26 protein-coding genes are annotated in these 22797 nt (G+C 58.6%); 17 read left to right on the top strand and 9 right to left on the bottom strand.

Going from position 1 to position 22797, the window contains the following annotated elements:
- Positions 1 to 5 precede the first annotated feature (5 nt).
- Both AD662_RS19050 and AD662_RS19045 read right to left on the bottom strand, forming a co-directional pair.
- Positions 6 to 413, bottom strand: a complete 408-nt coding sequence (locus AD662_RS19050) for a DUF3224 domain-containing protein (protein ID WP_018605225.1) — start codon at positions 411 to 413, stop codon at positions 6 to 8.
- A 173-nt stretch (positions 414 to 586) separates the two neighbouring features.
- Entirely contained in the window at positions 587 to 1363 is a 777-nt protein-coding gene (locus AD662_RS19045) for an APH(3')-II family aminoglycoside O-phosphotransferase (RefSeq protein WP_033062581.1), read from the bottom strand.
- A gap of 266 nt (positions 1364 to 1629) precedes the next feature.
- Here AD662_RS19045 and AD662_RS29555 point away from each other — a divergent pair, with 266 nt between their 5' ends.
- The 7 genes from AD662_RS29555 (at position 1630) to AD662_RS19015 (ending at position 4977) form a co-directional block, all read left to right on the top strand.
- On the top strand, positions 1630 to 1773 hold the full coding sequence (locus AD662_RS29555) for a hypothetical protein (protein ID WP_162843738.1): 144 nt from the start codon (positions 1630 to 1632) through the stop codon (positions 1771 to 1773).
- Positions 1774 to 1927: 154 nt separating this feature from the next.
- The gene (locus tag AD662_RS19040) at positions 1928 to 2182 is read left to right on the top strand and encodes a hypothetical protein (RefSeq protein WP_018605230.1); all 255 of its coding nucleotides are present in this window, start codon (positions 1928 to 1930) and stop codon (positions 2180 to 2182) included.
- Positions 2175 to 2888 carry a helix-turn-helix transcriptional regulator gene (locus AD662_RS19035; RefSeq protein ID WP_018605232.1) on the top strand — a complete coding sequence of 238 codons (714 nt, stop codon included), beginning with the start codon at positions 2175 to 2177 and terminating at the stop codon, positions 2886 to 2888. The genes AD662_RS19040 and AD662_RS19035 overlap by 8 nt, the downstream gene beginning before the upstream one ends.
- 44 nt (positions 2889 to 2932) lie before the next feature.
- Positions 2933 to 3241, top strand: coding sequence for an antibiotic biosynthesis monooxygenase family protein (locus AD662_RS19030; protein ID WP_018605234.1), 309 nt, complete (start codon positions 2933 to 2935; stop codon positions 3239 to 3241).
- Positions 3238 to 3582, top strand: a complete 345-nt coding sequence (locus tag AD662_RS19025) for a hypothetical protein (protein ID WP_235862417.1) — start codon at positions 3238 to 3240, stop codon at positions 3580 to 3582. Before AD662_RS19030 ends, AD662_RS19025 begins: the two co-directional genes overlap by 4 nt.
- Before the next feature lie 368 nt (positions 3583 to 3950).
- Positions 3951 to 4616, top strand: coding sequence for a PDZ domain-containing protein (locus AD662_RS19020; protein ID WP_018610889.1), 666 nt, complete (start codon positions 3951 to 3953; stop codon positions 4614 to 4616).
- 91 nt (positions 4617 to 4707) lie between these two features.
- Positions 4708 to 4977, top strand: a complete 270-nt coding sequence (locus AD662_RS19015; protein ID WP_018610891.1) for a YceK/YidQ family lipoprotein — start codon at positions 4708 to 4710, stop codon at positions 4975 to 4977.
- Positions 4978 to 5098: 121 nt separating this feature from the next.
- On the opposite strand, the gene AD662_RS19010 is transcribed toward AD662_RS19015, so the two are convergent.
- Complete coding sequence (locus AD662_RS19010) at positions 5099 to 5527, bottom strand: DUF2628 domain-containing protein (RefSeq protein WP_018610893.1); 429 nt, start codon at positions 5525 to 5527, stop codon at positions 5099 to 5101.
- A 389-nt stretch (positions 5528 to 5916) separates the two neighbouring features.
- On the opposite strand from AD662_RS19010, the gene AD662_RS19005 reads away from it, so the two are divergent.
- The 3 genes from AD662_RS19005 to AD662_RS18995 all read left to right on the top strand — a co-directional run bounded on the left by AD662_RS19005 (position 5917) and on the right by AD662_RS18995 (position 7880).
- A complete protein-coding gene (locus tag AD662_RS19005; RefSeq protein WP_074849732.1) occupies positions 5917 to 6756 on the top strand; it encodes an FRG domain-containing protein in 840 nt (279 codons plus the stop codon).
- 108 nt (positions 6757 to 6864) lie between these two features.
- Positions 6865 to 7575: an AzlC family ABC transporter permease gene (locus AD662_RS19000; RefSeq protein WP_003203772.1), complete on the top strand. Its 711-nt coding sequence runs from the start codon at positions 6865 to 6867 to the stop codon at positions 7573 to 7575.
- A complete protein-coding gene (locus AD662_RS18995; RefSeq protein WP_003203770.1) occupies positions 7572 to 7880 on the top strand; it encodes an AzlD family protein in 309 nt (102 codons plus the stop codon). The genes AD662_RS19000 and AD662_RS18995 overlap by 4 nt, the downstream gene beginning before the upstream one ends.
- A 53-nt stretch (positions 7881 to 7933) precedes the next feature.
- On the opposite strand, the gene AD662_RS18990 is transcribed toward AD662_RS18995, so the two are convergent.
- Positions 7934 to 8140, bottom strand: coding sequence for a hypothetical protein (locus tag AD662_RS18990; protein ID WP_018610898.1), 207 nt, complete (start codon positions 8138 to 8140; stop codon positions 7934 to 7936).
- A 232-nt stretch (positions 8141 to 8372) separates the two neighbouring features.
- Positions 8373 to 9584, bottom strand: coding sequence for an MFS transporter (locus AD662_RS18985; protein ID WP_053189424.1), 1212 nt, complete (start codon positions 9582 to 9584; stop codon positions 8373 to 8375).
- 128 nt (positions 9585 to 9712) lie between these two features.
- On the opposite strand from AD662_RS18985, the gene AD662_RS18980 reads away from it, so the two are divergent.
- Entirely contained in the window at positions 9713 to 10225 is a 513-nt protein-coding gene (locus AD662_RS18980) for an anti-virulence regulator CigR family protein (protein ID WP_014337485.1), read from the top strand.
- Positions 10226 to 11215: 990 nt separating this feature from the next.
- On the opposite strand, the gene AD662_RS18975 is transcribed toward AD662_RS18980, so the two are convergent.
- Positions 11216 to 13060: a sigma-54-dependent Fis family transcriptional regulator gene (locus AD662_RS18975; RefSeq protein WP_053189422.1), complete on the bottom strand. Its 1845-nt coding sequence runs from the start codon at positions 13058 to 13060 to the stop codon at positions 11216 to 11218.
- Between the two features lie 421 nt (positions 13061 to 13481).
- Between AD662_RS18975 and AD662_RS18970 the strand changes: the two genes are divergently transcribed.
- From AD662_RS18970 to AD662_RS18945, 6 genes are read left to right on the top strand one after another with little or no spacing between them, the layout of a single operon-like run.
- The gene (locus tag AD662_RS18970; RefSeq protein WP_024616559.1) at positions 13482 to 14576 is read left to right on the top strand and encodes an ABC transporter ATP-binding protein; all 1095 of its coding nucleotides are present in this window, start codon (positions 13482 to 13484) and stop codon (positions 14574 to 14576) included.
- Complete coding sequence (locus AD662_RS18965; RefSeq protein WP_053189420.1) at positions 14576 to 15685, top strand: ABC transporter ATP-binding protein; 1110 nt, start codon at positions 14576 to 14578, stop codon at positions 15683 to 15685. The genes AD662_RS18970 and AD662_RS18965 overlap by 1 nt, the downstream gene beginning before the upstream one ends.
- Positions 15682 to 16548: a carbohydrate ABC transporter permease gene (locus AD662_RS18960; RefSeq protein WP_014337489.1), complete on the top strand. Its 867-nt coding sequence runs from the start codon at positions 15682 to 15684 to the stop codon at positions 16546 to 16548. The genes AD662_RS18965 and AD662_RS18960 overlap by 4 nt, the downstream gene beginning before the upstream one ends.
- Before the next feature lie 10 nt (positions 16549 to 16558).
- A complete protein-coding gene (locus tag AD662_RS18955) occupies positions 16559 to 17359 on the top strand; it encodes a carbohydrate ABC transporter permease (RefSeq protein WP_014337490.1) in 801 nt (266 codons plus the stop codon).
- Positions 17360 to 17369: 10 nt separating this feature from the next.
- Positions 17370 to 17642, top strand: a complete 273-nt coding sequence (locus AD662_RS18950) for a DUF2160 domain-containing protein (RefSeq protein WP_014337491.1) — start codon at positions 17370 to 17372, stop codon at positions 17640 to 17642.
- A 48-nt stretch (positions 17643 to 17690) separates the two neighbouring features.
- Positions 17691 to 19433 carry an ABC transporter substrate-binding protein gene (locus AD662_RS18945; protein ID WP_053189418.1) on the top strand — a complete coding sequence of 581 codons (1743 nt, stop codon included), beginning with the start codon at positions 17691 to 17693 and terminating at the stop codon, positions 19431 to 19433.
- Positions 19434 to 19789: 356 nt separating this feature from the next.
- Here the strand turns inward: AD662_RS18945 and AD662_RS18940 are convergent, their stop codons facing one another.
- From AD662_RS18940 to AD662_RS18930, 3 genes are all read right to left on the bottom strand, one after another.
- Positions 19790 to 20728: an alpha/beta hydrolase gene (locus AD662_RS18940; RefSeq protein WP_053189416.1), complete on the bottom strand. Its 939-nt coding sequence runs from the start codon at positions 20726 to 20728 to the stop codon at positions 19790 to 19792.
- A 125-nt stretch (positions 20729 to 20853) separates the two neighbouring features.
- Positions 20854 to 21648, bottom strand: a complete 795-nt coding sequence (locus AD662_RS18935) for a ChbG/HpnK family deacetylase (protein ID WP_024616562.1) — start codon at positions 21646 to 21648, stop codon at positions 20854 to 20856.
- The gene (locus AD662_RS18930; RefSeq protein WP_024616563.1) at positions 21620 to 22795 is read right to left on the bottom strand and encodes a GNAT family N-acetyltransferase; all 1176 of its coding nucleotides are present in this window, start codon (positions 22793 to 22795) and stop codon (positions 21620 to 21622) included. The genes AD662_RS18935 and AD662_RS18930 overlap by 29 nt, the downstream gene beginning before the upstream one ends.
- Positions 22796 to 22797 lie beyond the last annotated feature (2 nt).

The following is a 22797-nucleotide window of genomic DNA, read 5'->3' as shown; positions in this document are numbered from 1 at the left end:
CTAAATTATTCGAGGTGGTAAGCCAACCAGAGATGGTGCGTTCCGTCGGTGTCAATCGTGATCCCTCCTGACCCGGATATTCCTTCCAAACCATCCGTACCACTGCCTCCAACTATGCAGAAAAACTCGTCTGCACGATCAGTTCCGGTAGTGGAGGCGGAATGAATAAAGTTAAAGGAACCCTCTACGCCATTCACCGTGCCCTTGAAGCTCTCCAGTGCGATGTAGCTGCCCCTTCTTGACGCTTGGTCGAACGCCGCAGTAAAGGATGTTGAAGAAATACCATCGATAGCTCCCGTATAGGACTTTTCCATGAAGCTGATCGACACGGGTAAGCCTGTTGCAATGTTGGGCGTGGGCGTCAGGTCAGTGGGTTTGAAGTTCTTGGTGGAAAAAGTCGCTCGCGCTTCCATTCGGATCAGTCCTGTTCCATATGAGTTGAGCGGTCATTCTAATGCAAGGGCACCCTCACGTTGAGAGCGTCAGGCAGAGAGCCAGTTCTGTGGTAGCAGCTTCCCGGCCTTCATGAACAACGTGACATTGCGCCTGGTTGTTGCTGATCGTCAGTCACCAGCGGGCGCCGGTGCTAGAAGAACTCATCCAGAAGCCGATAAAAATAAATTCGATCCTGATCGGCTTCGAGCACTGCATATCGCCGCAGAAACGGCGCGACCCATTGTTCGCCCAACTCCTCGGCAATGTCCCGAGTTGCCAGCGCCAGGTCCTGATATCGATCCGCGACGCCCAGCCGACCGCAATCAATGAAACCCGTAAAACGACCGTTATCGACGATGATATTGGGCATGCACGCGTCGCCGTGGGTCACGACGAGATCTTGTTCGGCTGGTTGACGGTTTAGCAATTTTTCAAAGAGTAAGGCGGGGGCGAGTCCCTGGTGTTCTTCGTCCAATTCCTCCTGATCGACAAGCCCGGCTTCCATTCGGGCTCTGGCCTTGGCAATGCGATGGCGGGCGCTATGGTCGAAGGGGCAATCGGCCGGGTCGAGTTGATGGAGTTGGCGCAGGGCGTCGGCCATGACGTTGACCTTGGCCGCCTCGTCGATGGGGGCCGACAGCAGGTCCACCCCCGGCACGGCGCTTAACAACAGCCAGTCCCGATCTGTTTCGTGGGCTTCATCAAGGACATGGGCGCAAGGGGTGCCGGTAGAGGCCAGCCAACGCAGCCTTGCCGCTTCGTCGCGTAGTTCGCTTAGCGCTCCGGCAGGTTCCGTCTTGACGAACAGGGCGGGGGCGCCGGGGGCATCCAGGCGAAAGACCGCGGCATCCGAACAGCCGACGGTCATTGGGCGCCAGCTGTGATGTTTGAAGCGCTCCCGCCAGCCGCTCGGCAGTTTCGCGATCATCTCTTCGTGTAACGGGGTTGCGGTTGATTCGTCCTGGGTGTTCACCACTGCTCCTTGGAGGGTCTGGATCGACCGTTATGAAACCACACATGGGTCCGCCGGGGCAGGGTGTCATTGGTCGGCGACTTGTCTAGACCGGGGGTTTATGCTGGGCTAAGGGTTGCCACACAGATTGTTGGCGACTACCCTGAAAATGTTTGGATTGTTACGAGAAGTTTCAAGCGTGGCGATTTTTGGTCAACCCACTTAAGGATGAGGTGAACACAATGTTTTCTCATGAAGGTGCTGCAATAGAGGTATTGCTCTTCATTTTTGGCTTTGCCGGGTTTGCCATGGCACTGTGGTTTGTTCATGCCTATTTTGAGCGGAAGGCTGAAAGTAGTGTAAAAAAACAACATTCAGGTCGTTGAGGCAGTTGAGCTTCGGCTGATGTTTCTTCGTAGACGTCTGCCGAACCTGCCTTCCTGATGGCCACGCTCAGGGTGATGGAGTCCATCTATTGAGATGCACTCTCCCGTGGGGCAAACTCCTGTCGCTTCATTGGCCGATAACAGGAGTTTACGGATGCCATTTCCACTGATGGAACAGAATGCCTTGTTGGCCCTAAAAGGCGTAGGGCCGGCCGTTATCGCTCGCCTTGAGCAGATGGGCATTGATTCGCTCGCGGTGCTCGGCAAAGCGAATGTTTGTGACATCCTGGCTCAGGCATCGGCTGCAGTGGGTTCGACTTGTTGGAAGAATAGCCCCCAGGCTCGGGCTGCCATTAACGCGGCCATTGAGTTTGCAAAGAGCTCTCAGTTGAGCGCACCAGGTGCGTAAAGCTGATCGCTTATTTCAATTGGTGAATCTGATTCGTGTCCATCAGCCAATCTCTGCTGAACGACTGGCGAACCGAATTGGCGTTTCCGTTCGCTCGATCTATCGATACATCGATGACCTTTCCTTCAGTGGAATCCCAATCTATGGGACCGCCGGTGTGGGATATGCCTTGGATGCCGACTTCGAGATGCCGCCTTTAACGTTGAACAGGCTCGAGCTGGATGCGTTGATGCTCGGTATGGAAATGCTTTCAGCCTCCGCCGATAACGATCTGAGTGCTGCTGCAAGGATGTTGTTGAGCAAAATCTCAGCGTCTCTGGTCCATCACAAGGTTGACCCCAGCACGGCAAAAATCAGGGCACTTGGAACAACACCTTCCTCCACGCGTGGTCATCTGGCAACGCTTCGAAATGCCATCGAAAACACTCAGACACTGAAAATAACGTATACCCGTTTGGACGGTGCGGTTTCGCAACGCCTCATTTGCCCCCTTGGCCTTTTCTACTGGGGAGGAAAGTGGACAGTTGGAAGCTGGTGTTGCACCAGGGTGGCTTACCGCGATTTTCGGGTCGATCGCATCACCTCCATCGCTGTTGCCCAACAACCGCCACCCGACAATCCTGCCCTGGACCTCCAAGCGTATATGAAGCACCAGGCAAGTCAGTGGAAAGCGATCATCGCTACTGACACTACGCTGTCAGTATGAGCCACTAATAATGGGGACTCCTTAACACGCGGAAGGTCATTCCTATGCAGCACTCGTCTCATGTACTCGAACTTGCCATTTTCAAGGTCAAACAGGAATGCGTTGCGCAAATGCCTGGGCTCCGTGCAGGGCTTCGTGAAACGTTAAAGACCTTTCCTGGTTTGATCGAGTACCGTGCCTACTGCCCTATGGACGACGATCGAGTCTTCGTGGATTTAGCCGTGTGGGACAGTCTTGAGAACGCACAAAAAGCGGCAAAGGCGTTCAACGATGGAGATCCGAGATTCTCTGGGTATATGTACGCCATTGAAAACCTGACGTTCATGAGTCACCTCGTTCCAGAGATGAGTTGACCCTCGACGGACTGCCAGAGCGGGGTTCATGGAAAGGCCTACGGGCAGAAAACGGCAAATGCCAGTTCCTCTCCTGGAAAAATGACTTCAAGCCCGACGGTCGTTTCACCATCACCTTTTTCCGGGATGCCCAGCAGACTCAGCCGATTCAAACCGAACATGGCACCTGGTCCGCTGCCAATGGCAAGAATGAATTGAGAACCGATGGCGTGCGTATGCCAGATGTCTACACGTACAAGTTGACCGATGTCGACACGGTGCGTTACGTAAGTTTGGCGTCAGACCCTTCCGGCGATTGTCAGGAAGATTATGACTTCATTGAGCGCCGCATTCGCGGTTGAACCCATTTGGGGCGCCTCGTTTAAATCAGCATTCTAGAGGGATCTCTTATGCACTCATTTTTCGCCAAGACTTTTGGCGGTCTTGCGACCAGCGACTACATCCGCCAGTTTCTTTTTGGGCTGGTGTTCACCGTGATGATCAGCAACTGAAAAATGGTGAGAGTAGTCGATGCCTTGGATGCTTTAGGCAGGGCACTCGATAGAATCAGGATTGGGGAGGGCCGCAGGCATTTACTCAGTTTCTAGTGGTCTGTGCCCAGTTTCCCAGATGCCTGGCTGTGGAGAGGAGTAGAGGGTGGATTGGACAGACTCATGGCAAAACAGTAGCTTTTAATCCCAACTCAAAAACTCCACCATCAGGGATGGCTATGTCGCTCAGACTTGTTTCGCTAATGGCAGCCGTCTCCCCGTTGCTTGTGGGCTGTATCTTTCTGCCCATGGGAGCAGAGGAAAAGGCGAAGTATGCCGAATATCATCGTGCTACCGAGTCTCCTGCGACCTATGAGGCGATGGACTGCAATACGTTGTTGATTACTCGGGACAGCTATGACCAGTACCCCACGCCTCGAACAGAAAAAATCAGGCAAGTGATTCATCAAGTGGTCGCTCAGCGAGACTGCTCCCGCAGCAGCGCAACCCAGCCAAGCATCGCCGCCAGTCCTGCTCCCACTGCGACGGCCGCGCCTGCCCCGATACCTGCCAAAAGCATTGCCGCTCCCGTGCCCGTTGCGGCTGGACATTTAGGGGCGCATCTCGGCGTGGTCACACCTGCTGTTGTAAAAAGCTTCGGTTTGCCTTCCGAGAAAGGGGTGCTGGTGTTTGGCCCGGAAGCAGGTGCCGATACCGCGAAAATGGGGCTCTTGGCGGGGGATATCATTTTGGAGATCGCCGGTGCGGCGGTGAACAGTCCTTCCGAGGTCACAGCCATCATCGGTCGCATGACGCCAAGTGACAGTGCCTTGATAAAGGTCTGGCGCTACCGGGCCGTGACTGACGTTCGGGTCGTTGTTTCTGACGGGAGTACGGCGCACTGATGCAAGACATGTAACTTATGTCGCCCGTTTCACAGGGCTTGGAGTAGAGTGCGGATCGCTCTTCTTCCGGCCCGTATTCGTGAGTGAACGCATGAAATTGTTCCCAGGCATATTGGCCGTTGTGCTGCTGGCAGGTTGTTCGACGCTCTCTGAAACCTTCGATGATCGTCCACGTTGTGGTCCCCATCCGTATTGCGGGTCCTCCACCGATATTGAAGTGATCAAGGCCGCAACGGATGAAAACGCCGGAGTGCTTCGTGCCTTGGTGCCATTGGCATTGATTGACCTGCCGTTCAGCTTGGTCGCCGATACGCTAATACTGCCGTATACCGTGTTTGCTGAAGAACCGACTCGGAACTAATCGGACCCGCCCGAAGACTTCGCAGGTCCGTAGGCTGGGTTATCCAAATTCCCACGACTCAGAAACAACAAACCCGCACACTCATGACGAGGTGCGGGCTGTTGATGACCCAAGCCTGCAATCAGAGACGCATGCCTTTGAACGGGTTCCAGCCTTGCTCGCCTTTCACTTCCTTGAGGTAGTAGGCGTAGTTGGTCATGAGCGCGTACATCATCGACAGGGCGATGCTCAGGCCTGTACTCAACGGCCGGGGAAACTCCATGCCGATGATTGCGAAAATTACGCTCAATGCGATATTGATCGCCAGGAAAATACCCAGCAGGGCAAGGTTCTTCTTCCAGAGGCCCAGGACGAACAGGTAGATAGGGCCGAAGAAAAACGCGATCACGTTGGCGTTGATGAGGATTTTCTTCTTGGCGCCAGGCAGCGTCTTGACGGCTTCCTTGTAGCGCGGGTCGTTTGGCGCGCCATAGGTTTCAAAGAAATCAAAGCGTTCCTGCCACTTGGCGCTGTATTTACCCGTGCTTTGTACTTGTTCAGTTGTGCTCATTTTGCAAGGCTCCTGCTTTCCATTAGTAATTTTTCTTTCTTCCAAGAAATCCTGTGCTCTATTTCTAGCGCATTGATTGCTTTGATCTTTGACGAAGGGCGCGAGTGAATCGCCTGAGGTGCTTATTTTGCCGTTTTATGGCCCTTGGTGTGGAACATTCCGCACTGGCCGCTTGAGCGGTCGCCTGGTCTGTGACGTGTTTCACTCTATTTGTCTTTCAAGAGCGCTCACGACATCCATCTATGCTGTGATGGCAATATGATGCTATTTCGGGTTGAATGACGCCGTTTTGAATAGGGAAATGGGGCAAGGTACGCGTTTGGCGAGGGCTTTACGACTGTTTACCTTTGCAGGTGAGTGGTTGACTTTTATTCAGGGAGTGAAGTGTTGTGTATAAAACCACGGTTGTTGTGTCGAGTCTGACTGAGTACATCGACGCAGTTAAGAAACTCAATAAAGAATCCGGTACGGTCCACGGCTCGGTTTATCGAGGCCAAGGCAACGCGAACTGGGAATTAATGACTTCTCTGGCCCGCAGCCCCAAAACCAGATCAGGGGATTTGATCTCCAGGGCTACCAAGGCCTTCAGAAAATTCAACGCCGAACGTCACGCCTACCATCAACTGTCCTCCCACAATGATTGGGATGTGCTCGCGCTTGCGCAGCACTACGGTATGCCCACTCGCTTACTGGATTGGTCGTTGTCGCCCTTGGTTGCGCTTTTTTTCGCACTGGACGGCGTGAGGTACAAACGGATTCCTCTGATCGAAAGTGCTGGCTTGATGGCTGATTACAATGAAAACGATACGATTCCTGTCGATATGGATAACAGGGTTGGCGTCGTTGAAAATGACGCGGCGGTGTATGTGGTGACACCTCGCGGACAAGGAGGTGACCACACGTGGGTGGAAACCAACGCCTTGCCGGAAGACGTTTTTTCGAACGTCCCCGATGCTCGTGAGGACGGCTTCTGTTTTTACACACCGAACTATATGAATGACCGGCTCAGGTCTCAAAGCGGGTTGTTTAGCATCGGCTATGAGGTAGAGGACAGTTTTCCAGCGTCTGAGGCGCACAAAATCATCATAAAGAAACAGAGCGTGGCAACGCTGTTTTCCGAGCTGTTGCTGATGAACGTCGGTTCAAAGCTGGTTTATGGCGATCTGGAAGGGTTGTGCAAGGATTTGACGTTTTCCTGTTTTGGCGGTTTTGCCACGCGCAATCTCTAAGGCTCGGCGGGTTGAGTTGCCCTTTGATCCGCCAAAAAGTTTTCGACATGGAGATTCAGCCCCATACTCTCGGTTTTTGCACCGCTGATACCCAGAAGAGGCCCAGTTTTGTCGAATGTTGAACCCCACCTGCACGCGCTGACGTTGAATCACATCTACGACGGTTTCAAACAGCTGATCCCCATCTCTCTTTTCGTCGTCGTGTTCGGCGTTGCTTTCGGCCTGGCGGCTGCGCAAACGGGCTTGAGTGATACGTCTGCCGTGCTCATGAGCACGCTGGTCTTTGCCGGCGCTTCTCAATTTGCCGCGCTGGATCTGTGGGGGCAGCAAGTGCCGGTCGTTCCGCTGATGATCACCGTCTTCGCCATCAACGCCCGGCACTTGTTGATGGGCGCGACGCTTTACCCGTGGCTGCGGGAGCTGCCCGTTGCCAAACGCTACGGTGTCATGCTGGTTGTTTCGGACGCGAACTGGGCCATGGCGATGCAGGCGTTCAGTCGGGGCAAGCCGGGGCTCGGGCTTTTATTCGGCGGCGGCATTGCACTCTGGGTCGCGTGGATCCTGGGCAGTTGGCTGGGGCTTCATTTTGGCAGCGCCATTGAGAACCCGGTCAGTTTCGGGCTCGATATGGTGATGGGCTGTTTCTTGTTGGCGATGGTCGTGGGCGGGAAGAAAAACCTGCGCATGTTCATCATCTGGACCGTGGCGGCCTGCTCATCGCTGTTGGCCTACTGGTACTTGCCGGCGAACAGTCATGTCGTGGTCGGCGCTTTGGCGGGGGGCATTCTGGGCGCGCTGTGGATGGAGAAAAAACAATGAGTATTGAAACGGCGGGTTATGGCACCTTGGTTGTCATATTGATAATGGCTGCGGTGACATTGGCGACTCGCTGGGGCGGTGTTTTCGTGATGTCGTTCGTGCCGATCAACTATCGGGTGCAGCAGTTCATCACGGCCATGTCCGGTTCGGTGTTGGTGGCGGTGTTGGCTCCGCTGGCGGTTAAAGGTGACAACGGCGCACGCCTGGCTTTGCTGACCACGGCAATCGTTATGCTGACACTGAAAAAACCGTTGCCGGCAATTGCGGCCGGCATACTTGCAGCGGCTTTAGCCAGGCAGTTCTGAAAGGTCGAGTCGCCCGCGAACAAGCGAGCGACGAAACCCCATCAACACCCAGGTCAAAAACTCAGCGCCGCCGCTTCCCCAAACGAGTGATCCTGTACCCCTGCCATAAAGTGCAGCGACATCTCCTGTGGTGCCTCGATGGGTGGAATTTCAAAACTCCCCACCACCTGACCCTGAAGCGCACTCAGCCGCATCGACTCTTCTTCCTTTAACTTTGCCATTCTCGCGTGATTCGCTGCGATTTCGTTGAGAGTTGACACGGTACATCTCCGTTTGCTGACCAAGCATTGATTAATTTGCCGCCGCGTCAGAATTACGTCGTTCTTGGCTGCTGAGACAGGCCAGTGCAAACCCTGAGCCAGACGTGGCCGCTTGTTGGCCCCGACACTCGACAGGTGACGAATGGCGGGGCAGACGTGTATTGACGCCGGCAACGTTGCAACCATGCCTCAACAATAAGTCACTGATAATACAAACCGCTCCCCGGCAGGGTCAGTCGGTCTCGGCGCTGTAGGCGCTTGACCGGTGTGTCGAATGCCTGTGCACCACAACCACCCCGGCTCCGATCAGGCTGGTGACAACCGCCAACAACAGAATCACCTGCTGCGTTCCAACCGGCGCGGCGAGCACCGCGACCAGCAGGCCCGCGAGCGGTTGCGACAGGTTGTTGAGCAGCGTGATGACGCCGACGGTCTTGCCGAAGTCCTGGGGCGGAATCACTTGCTGGCGGAGGGTGCGGAAGTAGACGTTGAACATTTTGTCGAAACCGGCGATCAGCAAGAAACCGACGACGTAGCCCCCTGTGTTCGGGCTGAGGGCGGTGATGAAGGCGCCGACGGCAATCAGCGTGTAGGAGAGGGCGCCCAGTAGTTTCAAGGGCAAGGTCACCCGGGCCAGGAGAAACAGGATGAGGATGGTGGTCACGGCACCGGCGGCCTGCAAGCCTGCGTAGTCATCCTTGCCGGCGCCGTAATGGCCGATGACCATGGCCGCTGAGGTGGCGAGGGTGACGCCGATGATCAGGTTGACGCCCACCGCCAGGCTGATGATCTTTTTCAGTTCCGCCAGGTTGCGAATGTGGCCGAAGGCGATGCGCAGCGGGTTCAGCCAGAGGTCGTGATGCTGCTCGAAGGTTTCCAGGGTGACCGAACTGATGCGTTGCCAATACAGCATCGCCAGGTCCGCGAGCAGGAACAGCCCGGCAATCGCCAGCACCACCCAGTGCCACGCCCACACCTCAAGCAGCAGCGCAGCGATCAGCGGGCCCAGCACCAAGCCGGTCTGGTCGGCGATTTGCGAGTAGGACAGGGTCTTGGTGTAGGTGTAGTGCTTGAAGATGTACGGCATCACCACTTCGCGGGCCATGATGCCCTGGGTGGTCAGCACGCCGCACAGGGCCGAGAGCGCGACGATCCAATAGATCCCGCCGAAGACGCCATAAAGCACGACCGCCACCCCGCAGGCCACGGCGCGATAGACCTGGCTGATGTGCAGGATGCGAATCGGCGAGAACTTGTCGCACAGCGCGCCGCAGATGGGGAACGCCAGATAGCGTGGCAAGGATTCGACGAAGAAGGCCAGGCCTGCCCAGGAGACGCTGTTGGTGGTCTGGAAAACAATCAGCGGGACGATGAACAGCAAAATCTGGTCGGCCAACCGGGAAAGGAACATAGAGACGAAAAAAGCCAGGTAATCCTTGCGCATGAAACTCCTTGATTGCTGTGTTCAGGTGTATCCGGTCCAGGCAAGCGGCGCGCAGTGTGATATGGAACTAATATCACCGTTAGTCTCTATATCTTTACAGGGGTCACCCCTTTTTTGAGAGAACTGCCATGTTCAAATCGCGCTCGTTGATTGCTGCAGTGACCTGTTTCGCCCTGGCGGCTGGCCCTGGCATTGTTGTCGCGGACCCGGGCAACGGCAAGGGAAATGCTCAATTCGATCAAGGTCCCGGTCAAGGGCAGGGAGGCAAAGGCGGACAGGGCAACAAGGGCGGTCAAGGAAATCCCGGTAACAAGGGCAACCAGGGCGGCAAAGGCAACCAAGGCGGTGGCGGTGGCGATTGGCATAACGGCCCGAGCCTTGACCGCGGCGGCATCCTCGGTGTGATTGGCGGTTATCGCGATTACTGGAGCCCCGGCCCGGCGTTGCCGCCAGGCATCCAGAAAAATCTTGCACGGGGCAAGCCGTTGCCACCCGGTATCGCCAAGAAGCTTGATGGGCGACTGCTGGGGCGGTTGCCGCACTATGACGGTTATGAGTGGCAACAGGTCGGCACGGACCTGATCCTGGTGGCGATCGCCACTGGCATCATCTATGAAGTGCTCAATGGCGCGTTCGACTAAGTCGGAGTAATGCCAATCAGTTAAGCAAAACACCTGTGGGAGCGAGCTTGCTCGCGAAAGCGGTGGGTCAGCTTGCGATGCTGTTGGCTGTGCCGCCGCCTTCGCGAGCAAGCCCGCTCCCACAGTTTTTCCGGGTTGTTCTCGGGTATCGCATTCAGCACAAATCCCCTGTGGGAGCGAGCTTGCTCGCGAAAGCGGTGGGTCAGCTTGCGATGATGTTGGTTGTGCCGCCGCCTTCGCGAGCAGGCTCGCTCCCACAGTTTTTCCGGGTTGTTCTCGGGTATCGCATTCAGCACAAATCCCCTGTGGGAGCGGGCTTGCTCGCGAAAGCGGTGGGTCAGCTTGCGATGCTGTTGGTTGTGCCGCCGCCTTCGCGAGCAGGCTCGCTCCCACAGTTTTTCCGGGTTGTTCTCGGGTATTACATTCAGCACAAATCCCCTGTGGGAGCGAGCTTGCTCGCGAAAGCGGTGGGTCAGCTTGCGATGCTGTTGGCTGTGCCGCCGCCTTCGCGAGCAGGCTCGCTCCCACAACTGGATCGGAGTACGACTGGGAGAACCAGGTCGGCTCAGTCAGGCCGCCTCGCGAGCAAGCTTTGCTCCCACAGGTCCTGCTCAAACAAGTCTGATGGCGGTACGACCGGGAGAACCAGGTCGGCTACTAGGCCGCCTCGCGGTGGACGTTGATCTCGGCGCCCCGTTAACCACGATGGCTGAACGCAGGTATTGCGTAGTGGGCATCCCGGCATGGATGCCGGGATAGCCGCGCTGGGCCATGGATGGCCCTTCGCGGCGGGTCCACGGAGCAATGCCGGAGTGAGGGCACACCGAGCCTAGGCGAGGTGCCGAGTGGTGGGGCAGAAGCGTTTTGCTTACTTTTGCGCTTCTCAAAAGTGAGCCGCCGTCAGGGCGGAACCCTAAGTGGCCGTTACCGCAGCAATGGATATGTACTCAATCAACAAGAGCAAGCCCACCCACCCCCACAGGTTTCGCATCAGCTTTCAAGTTGCCGCAGCCGTTTGTACAAGGTATTGCGGCTGACCCCCAGCCGTCGCGCCAGGTGTGAAATATTCCCGCCCACGGCCTGCAACTGACGGTTCAGGTCCTCGGCATCGTTGAGGTCCACCGTCAGCGGCTCAGGCGTTTCCACCGGTTCCATTTCAAGGTCGACAAAGAAATCGTCGGGCAGGTGTTCCGGGCGGATCGGCTGTTCCTCGGCCATCGCCAGGGCCACTTGCAGCACGCTGCTGACCTGTCGCAGGTTGCCCGGCCAGGGGTGGCGTTCGAACAGATCCAACACCTCGCGGCTCAGGCCGGCCCATTGGGTCGGTTCGCGGTGGTGTTCCCAGAGACGTTTGAACAGGGCCTGCTTGTCGCTGCGTTCGCGCAGGGGCGGCAGTTCCAGGGTCAGGCCGCCGATGCGGTAGTACAAGTCTTCGCGAAACCGCCCCAGTTGCACCTGTTCACGCAGCGAGCGGTTGGTGGCGGAGATGATGCGGATGTCCACCGGGAACAGCTCGGCGCTGCCCACCGGTTGCACGCAACGTTCCTGCAAGACCCGCAGCAGCCGGGCCTGGGTCGGCAGGGGCATGTCGCCGATCTCGTCGAGAAACAGCGTGCCGCGGTCGGCCTTGCGGATCAGGCCGATGCTGCCTTTCTGGTTGGCACCGGTGAAGGCGCCTTTTTCATAACCGAACAATTCCGACTCCACCAACTCGGCGGGGATCGCTGCGCAGTTGACGGCAATAAACGGCTGCTTGCAACGCGAACTGGCCTGGTGCAGGGCTTTGACGAAGACTTCCTTGCCGACGCCGGTCTCGCCATGGATCAGCAGCGGAATGTCCTTCTCCAGCAAACGCTCGGCCTGGCGCACGGCTTTCTCCACACGGCTGTCACCGAAGTGCAGGGTGTTGAGGCTGATAGCGTTGCTGGCGGAGGCTGGCGCAGGTGCTGTTTCGGTGAACACGCGAGCCTTGATCGACACCTGGCTCGGGCGCCTGAGCAAGCACTGGAAACGATTGCTGCCAGACGCTTGCAGGGCGAACGGCAGGCCGTCGGGCTGGTTCAGCAGTTCCAGCAGCGAGACCTTGAACAGGCTTTCGATGCTGACCCGTGACAGGCTCAGGCCCAGCAGGTTGTCGGCCCGGCGGTTGGCGGACAGGACCTGGCCGCTCTCATCGAAAATCAGCAGCCCGGCCCATTGGCTGTCGAGGTTGTTCAGGCCGGTGTTGAAGGTCAGTTGAAAGTGTTCACCGCGAAACAGGTTGAGGATCAGCCGGTTCTCCACGGTCTGGCTCATCATCTTGACCATGCCCAGGGTGTGGGACGGCGGCAGGTAGCTGTCGCTGGAGACGTCCAGCACGGCGATGACCTTGCGCTCGGCATCGAAGATCGGCGCGGCGGAGCCGGTCATGAAGCGATTGGCCTTGAGGAAGTGTTCATCGTGTTCGATGTGCACCGCCTGTTCGCAGGCCAGCGCGGTGCCAATGGCGTTGGTGCCGGTGCAGCGCTCCATCCAGCTCGCCCCGGCGCTGAAGCCATGGGCCAGTTTCGGCTCGATGAAACGCTGGGTGCCCCAGGAGGTCAGCACTTGGCCCTGGTTGTCGGCCAGCATGATCAGGCAGTTGGAGTTGCTCAGGATGTTCTCGTAATACGGCAGGACTTCCTGGTGGGTGGTCTGCACCAGCGAATGCTGGCTCTCCAGCAACTGGGCGATGCCTTGGGCGGGCAGCTGGTCGAAGGCCGGCACGCTTTGATGGTTCAGGCCGAAGGCGCGGCAACGGGACCAGGAGGCCTGGATGATGGCCTCGTGGGACAAGGCTGGGGCAGGTGCGGCCATGGGGCACTCTCGCAGGAGCTGTTTTTATTGTTGTGGCAAGTCTCGCACAGACTCCTTGTGCTGGGGCAGGCCTGAATACCACTTCATACACAAACCCTTGTGGGAGCGGGCTTGCTCGCGAAAGCGTCGTGACAGTCGATATTTGTACTGACTGACACACCGCCTTCGCGAGCAAGCCCGCTCCCACAGGATCGCAGTCAGGCTAGCCGAAAACGTTCTTTCAGTGTTGTTCAAAATTGTTCATTGTCAACCCGCGTGTTGTTCAGTTGTTCATTCATGGCTGTTCACTTGTGTTCATCAACGAACGTATTTTTTCAGCGGATCAATGGAAATATCAATCTGATCAAAGGCTTGTGATTTATGGCACGGCTTTCGCTTTCTAGCTCGGGTCGCTTGACTCCAATAATAAAAAGGCCGAGCCATGTCATTAAAGCTTGAGCACATCTGTCGCACCGTCGAAGGCCAGACCTGGATCGACGATGCCAATCTGAGTTTCGAACCCGGATCCTTCAACGTCCTGTTGGGCCGCACGCTGTCCGGCAAGACCAGCCTCATGCGCCTGATGGCCGGTCTGGACAAGCCCGACAGCGGCCGCATCCTGATGAACGGCGTCGACGTCACCAATCGCCCGGTGCGACTGCGCAACGTGTCGATGGTTTACCAGCAGTTCATCAACTACCCGACCATGACCGTTTTCGAAAACATCGCCTCGCCGTTGCGCCAGGCCGGTGTGTCCGAGGACGTCATCCAGGGCAAAGTCCTGGAAACCGCAAAAATGTTGCGGATCGAGAAGTTTCTCAAGCGCCATCCACTGGAATTGTCCGGCGGTCAGCAGCAGCGCACCGCCATGGCCCGGGCCTTGGTCAAGGACGCCGAGCTGATTCTGTTCGACGAGCCGCTGGTGAACCTGGACTACAAGCTGCGTGAAGAGCTTCGCCAGGAAATGCGCGAATTGTTCCAGGCCCGCCACACCATCGCTGTCTACGCCACCACCGAGCCCAACGAGGCGCTGGCCCTGGGCGGCACCACCACGATCCTGCATGAGGGCCGGGTGATCCAGAGCGGAAAATCCTCATCGGTGTATCACCAGCCGCAAACCGTGCTGGCCGCCGAATTGTTCTCCGAACCTCCGATCAACCTCATGCCAGGGCGCATCGTCGGTAACGAGGTGAGCTTCGCCAATTTCGTCCATTTCCCGCTGAACGTCGATCTGCGCCCGGTGGGCGAGGGTGAGTTCCGTTTCGGCGTGCGCCCCAGCCATATTTCCCTGGTGCCGAGCAACGACGACGACCTTGAACTGGCGGTGACTGTCGAGGTGGCCGAGATCAGCGGCTCGGAGACGTTTTTGCATGTGCGCAACGAACATTTCCTGCTGGTGCTGCACTTGCCAGGGGTGCATGAGTACGACGTGGACGCGCCGATCCGCATCTACATTCCGACCCATAAACTGTTTGTCTTCGATGCCCAGGGCAAGCTGGTCCAAGCCCCAGGGCAGCGTATCGCGAGGGTTGCCTGATGGCCGAAATTCGTTTGCAGAACCTCGCCCACAGCTACACCAGCACCCCGGCGGGCCCCGAGGACTACGCGATCCGCGAGATGAACCACATCTGGGAGCAGGGTGGCGCATATGCGTTGCTCGGGCCATCAGGTTGTGGCAAGTCCACCTTGCTCAACATCATCTCCGGCTTGCTCAGCCCTTCTGAAGGGCAGGTGATGTTCGACAGCAAAGTCGTCAACGACCTGACCCCGGAGCGCCGCAACATCGCCCAGGTGTTCCAGTTCCCGGTGGTGTACGACACCATGACGGTGTTCGATAACCTGGCGTTCCCGCTGCGCAACCAGGGCATGGCCGAGGCGAGGATCCACACCAAGGTGCAGGAAATCGCCGAGGTCCTGGACCTGCAGAACCTGCTGGACAAAAAGGCCCGCAACCTCACCGCCGACGAAAAACAGAAAGTCTCCATGGGCCGCGGGCTGGTGCGCGACGATGTGTCGGCGATCCTGTTCGACGAGCCGCTGACGGTGATCGACCCGCACCTGAAATGGAAACTGCGGCGCAAGCTCAAGCAGATCCACGAGCAGTTCAACATCACCATGGTCTACGTCACCCACGACCAGTTGGAAGCTTCGACTTTCGCCGACAAGATCGCTGTGATGTACGGCGGCCAGATCGTGCAGTTCGGCACACCCCGGGATTTGTTCGAGCGCCCGAGCCACACCTTTGTCGGCTACTTCATCGGCAGCCCGGGAATGAACCTGATCGAGGTCACCGCGCAGCCCGGTGGCGTCGGCTTCGGCTCGACCCACCTGCCTCTGTCCGAAACCCTGCAACAACGCGTTGCCGAGGCCCAGGGCAAAACCCTGAAGGTTGGTATCCGCCCCGAATTCGTTCATGTCTGGGACGGCCCCTATGACGACGCGATGCGGGCTGACGTGGTGCACGTCGAAGACCTGGGCACCTACAAGATCCTGACCCTCAACCTCGATGGCGCGCCGATCAAGGTCCGCCTGGCCGAAGACAAGCCTGTGCCCGAAGGCACCGCGTACATCAGTTTTCCGGCCCAATGGCTGATGGTCTATGCCGATGAGTATTTGCTGGAGCCGTTGAGCGAGGTGCAGCCATGAACAAGGTGCAGAACAACAAGGCCTGGTGGCTGGTGTTGCCGGTGTTCCTGCTGGTGGCTTTCAGCGCCGTGATCCCGATGATGACCGTGGTCAACTATTCGGTGCAGGACATTTTCGACCAGTCCAGCCGCTACTTCGTCGGCGCCGACTGGTACCGGCAGGTGCTGCTCGATCCACGGCTGCACGACTCGCTGCTGCGCCAGTTCATCTACTCGGCGTGCGTGTTGCTGATTGAAATTCCCCTGGGCATCGCCATCGCCCTGACCATGCCGACCAAGGGCAAATGGTCGTCCCTGGTGTTGATCATCCTCGCGATCCCTCTGCTGATTCCCTGGAACGTGGTGGGCACCATCTGGCAGATTTTCGGCCGCGCCGACATCGGCTTGCTGGGCTCCACCCTCAACGGCCTGGGCATCAACTACAACTATGCGGCCAACACCATGGACGCCTGGGTCACCGTGTTGGTGATGGATGTCTGGCACTGGACTTCGTTGGTGGCGCTGTTGTGCTATTCGGGGCTGCGGGCGATTCCCGATGTGTACTACCAGGCCGCGCGGATCGACCGGGCGTCGAACTGGGCAGTGTTCCGGCACATCCAGTTGCCGAAGATGAAAAGCGTGCTGTTGATCGCCGTGATGCTGCGCTTCATGGACAGCTTCATGATCTATACCGAGCCGTTCGTACTCACCGGCGGCGGGCCGGGCAACGCCACCACGTTCCTCAGCCAGACCCTGACGCAGATGGCCATCGGCCAATTCGACCTGGGCCCGGCGGCGGCGTTTTCCCTGGTGTACTTCCTGATCATTCTGTTGGTGTCGTGGCTGTTCTATACCGCCATGACGCACTCCGACGCCAACCGTTGAGGCCCGCACCATGAGCAAGAGAAAGCTGATACCCCTGCTGATCTACATCCTGTTCCTGCTGGTGCCCATCTACTGGCTGCTGAACATGTCGTTCAAGAGCAACACCGAGATCCTTGGTGGCTTGACCCTGTGGCCGCACGATTTCACCTTCCACAACTACAAGGTGATCTTCACCGACCCGAGCTGGTACACCGGTTACCTCAACTCGCTGTACTACGTGAGCCTGAACACGGTGATTTCCCTGGGTGTCGCGTTGCCGGCGGCCTATGCGTTTTCCCGCTACCGGTTCCTGGGGGACAAGCACCTGTTCTTCTGGCTGCTGACCAACCGCATGGCCCCACCGGCGGTGTTCCTGTTGCCGTTCTTCCAGCTGTACTCGTCCATCGGCTTGTTCGATACCCACATCGCCGTGGCCCTGGCCCACTGCCTGTTCAACGTGCCGCTGGCGGTGTGGATCCTCGAAGGGTTCATGTCCGGGGTACCGAAAGAAATTGACGAGACTGCCTACATTGACGGCTACAGTTTCCCCAAGTTCTTCGCCAAGATCTTCATCCCGTTGATCGGTTCCGGCATCGGTGTCACGGCATTTTTCTGCTTCATGTTTTCCTGGGTCGAACTGCTGCTGGCACGCACGCTCACTTCGGTGAATGCCAAGCCGATCGCGGCGGTCATGACCCGTACCGTGTCGGCGTCCGGTATTGACTGGGGCGTGCTAGCGGCGGCGGGGGTGTTGACCATCCTGCCGGGCATGCTGGTGATCTGGTTCGTTCGCAACCACGTGGCCAAGGGCTTTGCCCTGGGCCGGGTCTGAGGAGTCGATGATGGAATGGATGAACTGGACCGCCCCCACGGCGGCATTCTTTGGGGTCATCGCCTTGCTGCTGGCAGGCATGACCACGTGGGAACTGCGTTCGCCGAGCATCCCTCGGCGGGGTTTCCTGCCGATTGCCACCACCCGTGGCGATCGGTTGTTTATCGGTCTTCTCGGTAGCGCCTACCTGCACATGCTGGTGATCGGCGTTACCGACTGGAGCATCTGGATAGCGTTCGCGTTGTCTTTGGTGTGGCTGTTGGCAGTGATGCGGTGGGGCTAGTCGCGAAGGTTCGCCGATCAGGCTCTTAAACCCAAACAGGAGGTCTCTATGTTCAATAAAAACAATAAGCTGCGACATAGCGTTTCATTGGCAGCCATGCTGGCACTCAGCGGGTTGAGTGCTGCGGCCTGGGCCGACGCCTATGAAGACGCCGCGAAAAAATGGATCGGCAGTGAATTCAAGCCGTCGACCCTGACAGCCGAGCAGCAGCTCGAAGAACTCAAGTGGTTCATCAAGGCCGCCCAGCCGTTTCGCGGGATGAAAATCAACGTGGTGTCGGAAACCATCGCCACCCACGAATACGAGTCCAAGGTGCTGGCCAAGGCCTTTACCGAAATCACCGGGATTCAGCTGACCCACGACCTGCTCCAGGAAGGCGACGTGGTGGAGAAGCTGCAGACCCAGATGCAGTCGGACAAGAACATCTATGACGGCTGGGTCAACGACTCGGACCTGATCGGTACGCACTTTCGCTATGGCAAGACCGAATCGATCACCGACCTGATGGCCAACGAAGGCAAGGATTTCACCTCGCCGACCCTGGACATCAAGGACTTCATCGGCATCTCCTTCACCACGGCGCCGGACGGCAAGATCTATCAACTGCCCGACCAGCAATTCGCCAACTTGTACTGGTTCCGCGCCGACTGGTTCGAGCGTGCGGACCTGAAGGCCAAGTTCAAGGAGAAATACGGCTACGAGCTGGGCGTACCGGTGAACTGGTCGGCCTATGAGGACATTGCCAAGTTCTTCTCCGAAGACGTCAAGGAGATCGACGGCAAGCGCGTCTACGGCCACATGGACTACGGCAAGAAAGACCCGTCCCTGGGCTGGCGCTTCACCGATGCCTGGTTCTCCATGGCCGGTGGCGGCGACAAGGGCCTGCCCAACGGTTTGCCGGTGGACGAGTGGGGTATTCGCGTCGAAGACTGCCATCCGGTCGGCTCCAGCGTGACCCGCGGCGGCGATACCAACGGGCCGGCGGCGGTGTTCGCGACCACCAAATACGTGGACTGGATGAAGAAGTACGCGCCACCGGAAGCGGCGGGCATGACCTTCTCCGAATCCGGCCCGGTGCCGTCCCAAGGGAACATCGCCCAGCAGATTTTCTGGTACACCGCCTTCACCGCCGACATGACCAAGCCTGGCCTGCCGGTGATGAACGCCGACGGCACGCCGAAATGGCGCATGGCGCCGTCGCCGCGCGGTCCGTACTGGGAAGAGGGCATGAAGCTGGGGTATCAGGACGTGGGTTCCTGGACATTCATGAAGTCCACGCCGGAGAAACAGAAACTCGCCGCCTGGCTCTACGCGCAGTTCGTGACGTCCAAGACGGTGTCGCTGAAGAAGACCATCGTTGGCCTGACGCCAATTCGTGAGTCGGACATCAACTCCCAGGCCCTGACCGACCTGGCGCCGAAACTCGGTGGCCTGGTGGAGTTCTACCGCAGCCCAGCCCGCGTGCAATGGACCCCGACCGGGACCAACGTGCCGGACTACCCGCGCCTGGCGCAACTGTGGTGGAGCCACATCGCCGAAGCGGCCAGTGGCGAGAAGACCCCGCAACAGGCCCTCGATGGGTTGGCCAAGGACCAGGACGCGATCATGACGCGTCTGGAACGCTCCAAGGCCCAAGCCACCTGCGCACCTAAGATGAACCCTGAGCGCGATGCGCAATACTGGTTCGACCAACCGGGCGCACCGAAGCCGAAACTGGCGAACGAGAAGCCTAAAGGTGAAACAGTGAGCTACACCGAGCTGTTGAAATCATGGGAAGCGGCACGCAAGTAAAGCCCCAAGCGTGAAAACGAACGGCACCGAAAGGTGCCGTTTTTTTTGCGTGCGCTTGCACCGCCATCGCGAGCAGGCTCGCACCCACAATTTTTCCGCGTCGTTCACAGACCTCACATACGCCACAAATCCCCTGTGGGAGCGAGCTTGCTCGCGAAGGCGGTGGGTCAGTTGCAGCGAGGTTGACTGGGCTGACGCCATCGCGAGCAAGCTCGCTCCCACAGGGATCGGCTGTGAACGCTGATCTTGTAAACAATCAAAGAACTGTGTGGGGGAGATCTGTGGGAGCAAAGCTTGCTCGCGATAGCGGTGTGACAGTCAATGAAGGTGTTGGGTGTCAGCCGGGGACCTGTGCGTTAGCCGGCCTTGGCCGAGCTTACCTGGGAGTGTTCGGCCATGGGCGATGGCTTGTTTTTCATCAACGCGTCCAGCGCTTGCCGGTAAGTCTGGCCCGCCAGGCTCATGCTGTTGTTGTGTGTTGCCCCCGGCACCAGCAGCAGGCGTTTGGGCTCCCGGGCGGCGTTGAACAGTTGCTCGCTGAACCGGGGCGGGACGTAACGATCGGCAGCACCATGGACCACCAGCAGCGGCATGTTGATCTCGCCGATTTTGTCGATGGAGTCGAATTTCTGTGACAGCAACCAGCGCACGGGCAGGGAGGTATTCGCCATCGCGGTGGCGACATCGCCCAGGGAGGTGAAGGTGGATTCGATGACCAGGCCTCGGACCTGGGCATCGCCATTGCTGGCGGCCTCCTGACCCAACTGCGCAGCAAGGTCCACTGCGACGGCACCGCCCAGTGAATGACCGTAGATCAGCCGCAGGGCCGGGTCCGGTTGCAGGACCTTGAGGCGCTCCCAGGCGATGCGTGCATCTTCATAGACGCTGGCTTCCGACGGCAGATCCCCATGGCTTTTGCCAAAACCCCGGTAATCGATCGCCAACACCGAATAGCCCAGCGCCCTCAGTTGCTGGATACGAAACAACTGGCCAGTCAAATTCCAACGCACGCCGTGCAAGTACAGGATCGCCGGTGCGTTCTTGCGTTCGGCCGGCCACCACCAGGCGTGGATGTTTTCCCCGGCCTTGAAGCTCTTGGGCTTGAGATCGAATTCCTGCACACCGCTGGGCAGCCCGCGGAACCAGCTCGCTGTCCCCGGTTCGATGCGAAAGACCAGCTCGCGCTCCTTATGCTGCAACACACCACAGCCCACCGGCAGGCCGACCACCAATGCGCTCATGACAAGGAAGGCCAGCCAGCGCCGCCGAAGGCGAGAGAATAAAGGTAAAGGCATCGACGCAATTCGCTACTCGAAACTGAAGATGCCTTGTAGCAGATTCTCCGAAAGCGGCGCAGGGATTTCGGACGGCCGTGGCGAGGTAGCAAGCGCCCTCGCCACAGGTATGCACCGCGCCCCTGTCAGTGCACATCCCCGTACTCAACCAGCGTCAATACCTGCGTGGTCCGGCCGTACGCGACCTTGGGCACGCCCGCCAGGCGCTTGTGCAGTACGTGGGTCAACGACTCGCCAGGCCCCAGGCTGGCATCGCCAAAATCCCCGTCCAGTTGCATCGGATGCACGATGACCTCAAGCGAGCCATAGGCCGGTGGCGCGGCGTAGTCCAGGTCGGCTGGGGTGCAGACGTAGTCCGCTGTCGCACCGCACAGGCTGCGAATGCGCCGGTTGAACAGGGTTTTGAATAGGCGCTTGGGCGGGTTCAAGTTCGCCCCCAGGTTGCGCGCCAGGCGCATGGGCACGCCTTGCCTGGCGGCGAAGCGGGCAACCAGTTCGCCGATGGGCCAGATGTTGTGCACATGTTGATGGGAATCGAGATGGCTGGGTCGCAGGCCGTGGTCCAGGCAGTGTTGCCATTGCGCCTGCAGTTCATCTTCCACCGCCGCCAGATCCTTTGAACCCAGGCGCAGGCAATAACGCGACAGGTTCAGGTCGAACTGGCCATTGGCGTCGCAAAAAACCGGTCGCGAGGTGATCGCCTGGCCCAGCGGCGGGCCGTAGCTGAGGTTGAAATGCAGGCCAACGTGGCCGTTGAGCAGCGGTTGCCGGGCCATTTCACACGCCTGCTCGAAACCCGGCATGTTGGCCATGGCCGTGGCAGAACTGATCACTCCGGTCTCGAAGGCCCGCAGGATCAGCGCGTTTTCGCTGAGGCTGAGGCCGAAGTCGTCAGCGTTGACGATCACTTGGCGCGGCATCTGTCTTCTCCTGGTTTTTAGGGGGGGACGATGCCGTCGTCGCGGTCGGTTTGCTCCGGCGTTTGCCGAACCATGGCTTCAAGCTTTTCCATAGCCGCAAGGCAAACCCCAGGAGCAAGCCACCGGGCTGCCAGGAGTAAAAACTCCAGCGCCAGTGTTCCAGTTGGCCGGTCATGCGTTCGTGTAGCTGATGGCTGGAGTTCTCCAGGCTGACGCGCGAGGCATCGATCCAGCGCCAGTTTTCGTCCAGCCCCCAGCGAATCCACTCTTCGAGCAAGACTCGGCCGCTGCCCAGGTCGGCATGCTGCGGCAGGAACGCCAGGTTGTAGTCATACAGCCGTCCCTGATCCAGCAAGCCGAGGCGATAGCTGATGCATTCGCCGTTCAGCTCCAGCATCACCACCCGTACCAGGCCTTGGGCGGCGAGGGCAGTGAAGGCGTGGTTCATCCATTGCCGGCGCCTGGGGTCGGCGAAGATGCCGACGCCTTCCTCGCCTTTCCAACTGGCCGCCTCGACCTCGGCGAGGTTGCGCAACAACTGCCCCATGCTGATGGCGTCCGGTTTCACCCGGAGGATCTCGGCGCCACAGGCGGCGATCCGCTTGCGTGCGCGGCGCAATTTGTAGCGTGGGTCGCCAGAGATTTCCTGATGGTCGCTGTCGCTGATCAAATGCACCGGTACCCGGCAACTCAGGCGTCGTTCGCCGGTGGAACTCAGTGCCATCCAGGCACTGAGGACGCTTTGCTCACCGACCGGCTCGACCACCTCATTCAATTGCAGCAGCGCGTGGGGCAAGTGCTGACGGATTTGCATCAGTGCCTGCCCCATGCCCTCGGCGTCCAGGCGCACCAGCAAGGCGATGCGGTCGGCCAATGGGTAACCCAAGTGATGCAACACCCGGAACCGCAGCCCGCCGATACGCTCACGCCCCGATACCAGGGGCAGGCACAGGCACAGCGCCTGGTCCTCCCAGCCCAGCAACACCTGTAACTGCTGGTCCGGCAGCAGGGCGAACTCCGCCGCTTGCAACCAGGCCAGGGTGTTGAAGGGCGTAGCGTCGGGCACCTGGGTTCGCAGCTGGTCATAGGCCGTTATGGGAAAGTCCTCGGCGCCCAGGGAGCGGCACCATTGGAACCGGATCGCCATGG

The organism is Pseudomonas kilonensis (assembly GCF_001269885.1).
GTDB classification, from domain to species: Bacteria; Pseudomonadota; Gammaproteobacteria; order Pseudomonadales; family Pseudomonadaceae; genus Aquipseudomonas; species Aquipseudomonas kilonensis.
Note: the sequence above shows the minus strand (reverse complement) of the source record. Positions and strands in the feature narration are given on the sequence as shown.

Coding starts and splice junctions, on each gene's coding strand:
- AD662_RS18970 (WP_024616559.1), top strand. CDS start 13,482: ATGTCATTAAAGCTTGAGCACATCTGTCGCACCGTCGAAGGCCAGACC.
- AD662_RS18945 (WP_053189418.1), top strand. CDS start 17,691: ATGTTCAATAAAAACAATAAGCTGCGACATAGCGTTTCATTGGCAGCC.
- AD662_RS18965 (WP_053189420.1), top strand. CDS start 14,576: ATGGCCGAAATTCGTTTGCAGAACCTCGCCCACAGCTACACCAGCACC.
- AD662_RS19040 (WP_018605230.1), top strand. CDS start 1,928: ATGCCATTTCCACTGATGGAACAGAATGCCTTGTTGGCCCTAAAAGGC.
- AD662_RS18940 (WP_053189416.1), bottom strand. CDS start 20,728: ATGCCTTTACCTTTATTCTCTCGCCTTCGGCGGCGCTGGCTGGCCTTC.
- AD662_RS18960 (WP_014337489.1), top strand. CDS start 15,682: ATGAACAAGGTGCAGAACAACAAGGCCTGGTGGCTGGTGTTGCCGGTG.
- AD662_RS18950 (WP_014337491.1), top strand. CDS start 17,370: ATGGAATGGATGAACTGGACCGCCCCCACGGCGGCATTCTTTGGGGTC.
- AD662_RS19030 (WP_018605234.1), top strand. CDS start 2,933: ATGCAGCACTCGTCTCATGTACTCGAACTTGCCATTTTCAAGGTCAAA.
- AD662_RS29555 (WP_162843738.1), top strand. CDS start 1,630: ATGTTTTCTCATGAAGGTGCTGCAATAGAGGTATTGCTCTTCATTTTT.
- AD662_RS18985 (WP_053189424.1), bottom strand. CDS start 9,584: ATGCGCAAGGATTACCTGGCTTTTTTCGTCTCTATGTTCCTTTCCCGG.
- AD662_RS18955 (WP_014337490.1), top strand. CDS start 16,559: ATGAGCAAGAGAAAGCTGATACCCCTGCTGATCTACATCCTGTTCCTG.
- AD662_RS18980 (WP_014337485.1), top strand. CDS start 9,713: ATGTTCAAATCGCGCTCGTTGATTGCTGCAGTGACCTGTTTCGCCCTG.
- AD662_RS18995 (WP_003203770.1), top strand. CDS start 7,572: ATGAGTATTGAAACGGCGGGTTATGGCACCTTGGTTGTCATATTGATA.
- AD662_RS19010 (WP_018610893.1), bottom strand. CDS start 5,527: ATGAGCACAACTGAACAAGTACAAAGCACGGGTAAATACAGCGCCAAG.
- AD662_RS18935 (WP_024616562.1), bottom strand. CDS start 21,648: ATGCCGCGCCAAGTGATCGTCAACGCTGACGACTTCGGCCTCAGCCTC.
- AD662_RS18930 (WP_024616563.1), bottom strand. CDS start 22,795: ATGGCGATCCGGTTCCAATGGTGCCGCTCCCTGGGCGCCGAGGACTTT.
- AD662_RS19015 (WP_018610891.1), top strand. CDS start 4,708: ATGAAATTGTTCCCAGGCATATTGGCCGTTGTGCTGCTGGCAGGTTGT.
- AD662_RS18975 (WP_053189422.1), bottom strand. CDS start 13,060: ATGGCCGCACCTGCCCCAGCCTTGTCCCACGAGGCCATCATCCAGGCC.
- AD662_RS19050 (WP_018605225.1), bottom strand. CDS start 413: ATGGAAGCGCGAGCGACTTTTTCCACCAAGAACTTCAAACCCACTGAC.
- AD662_RS19045 (WP_033062581.1), bottom strand. CDS start 1,363: ATGATCGCGAAACTGCCGAGCGGCTGGCGGGAGCGCTTCAAACATCAC.
- AD662_RS19020 (WP_018610889.1), top strand. CDS start 3,951: ATGTCGCTCAGACTTGTTTCGCTAATGGCAGCCGTCTCCCCGTTGCTT.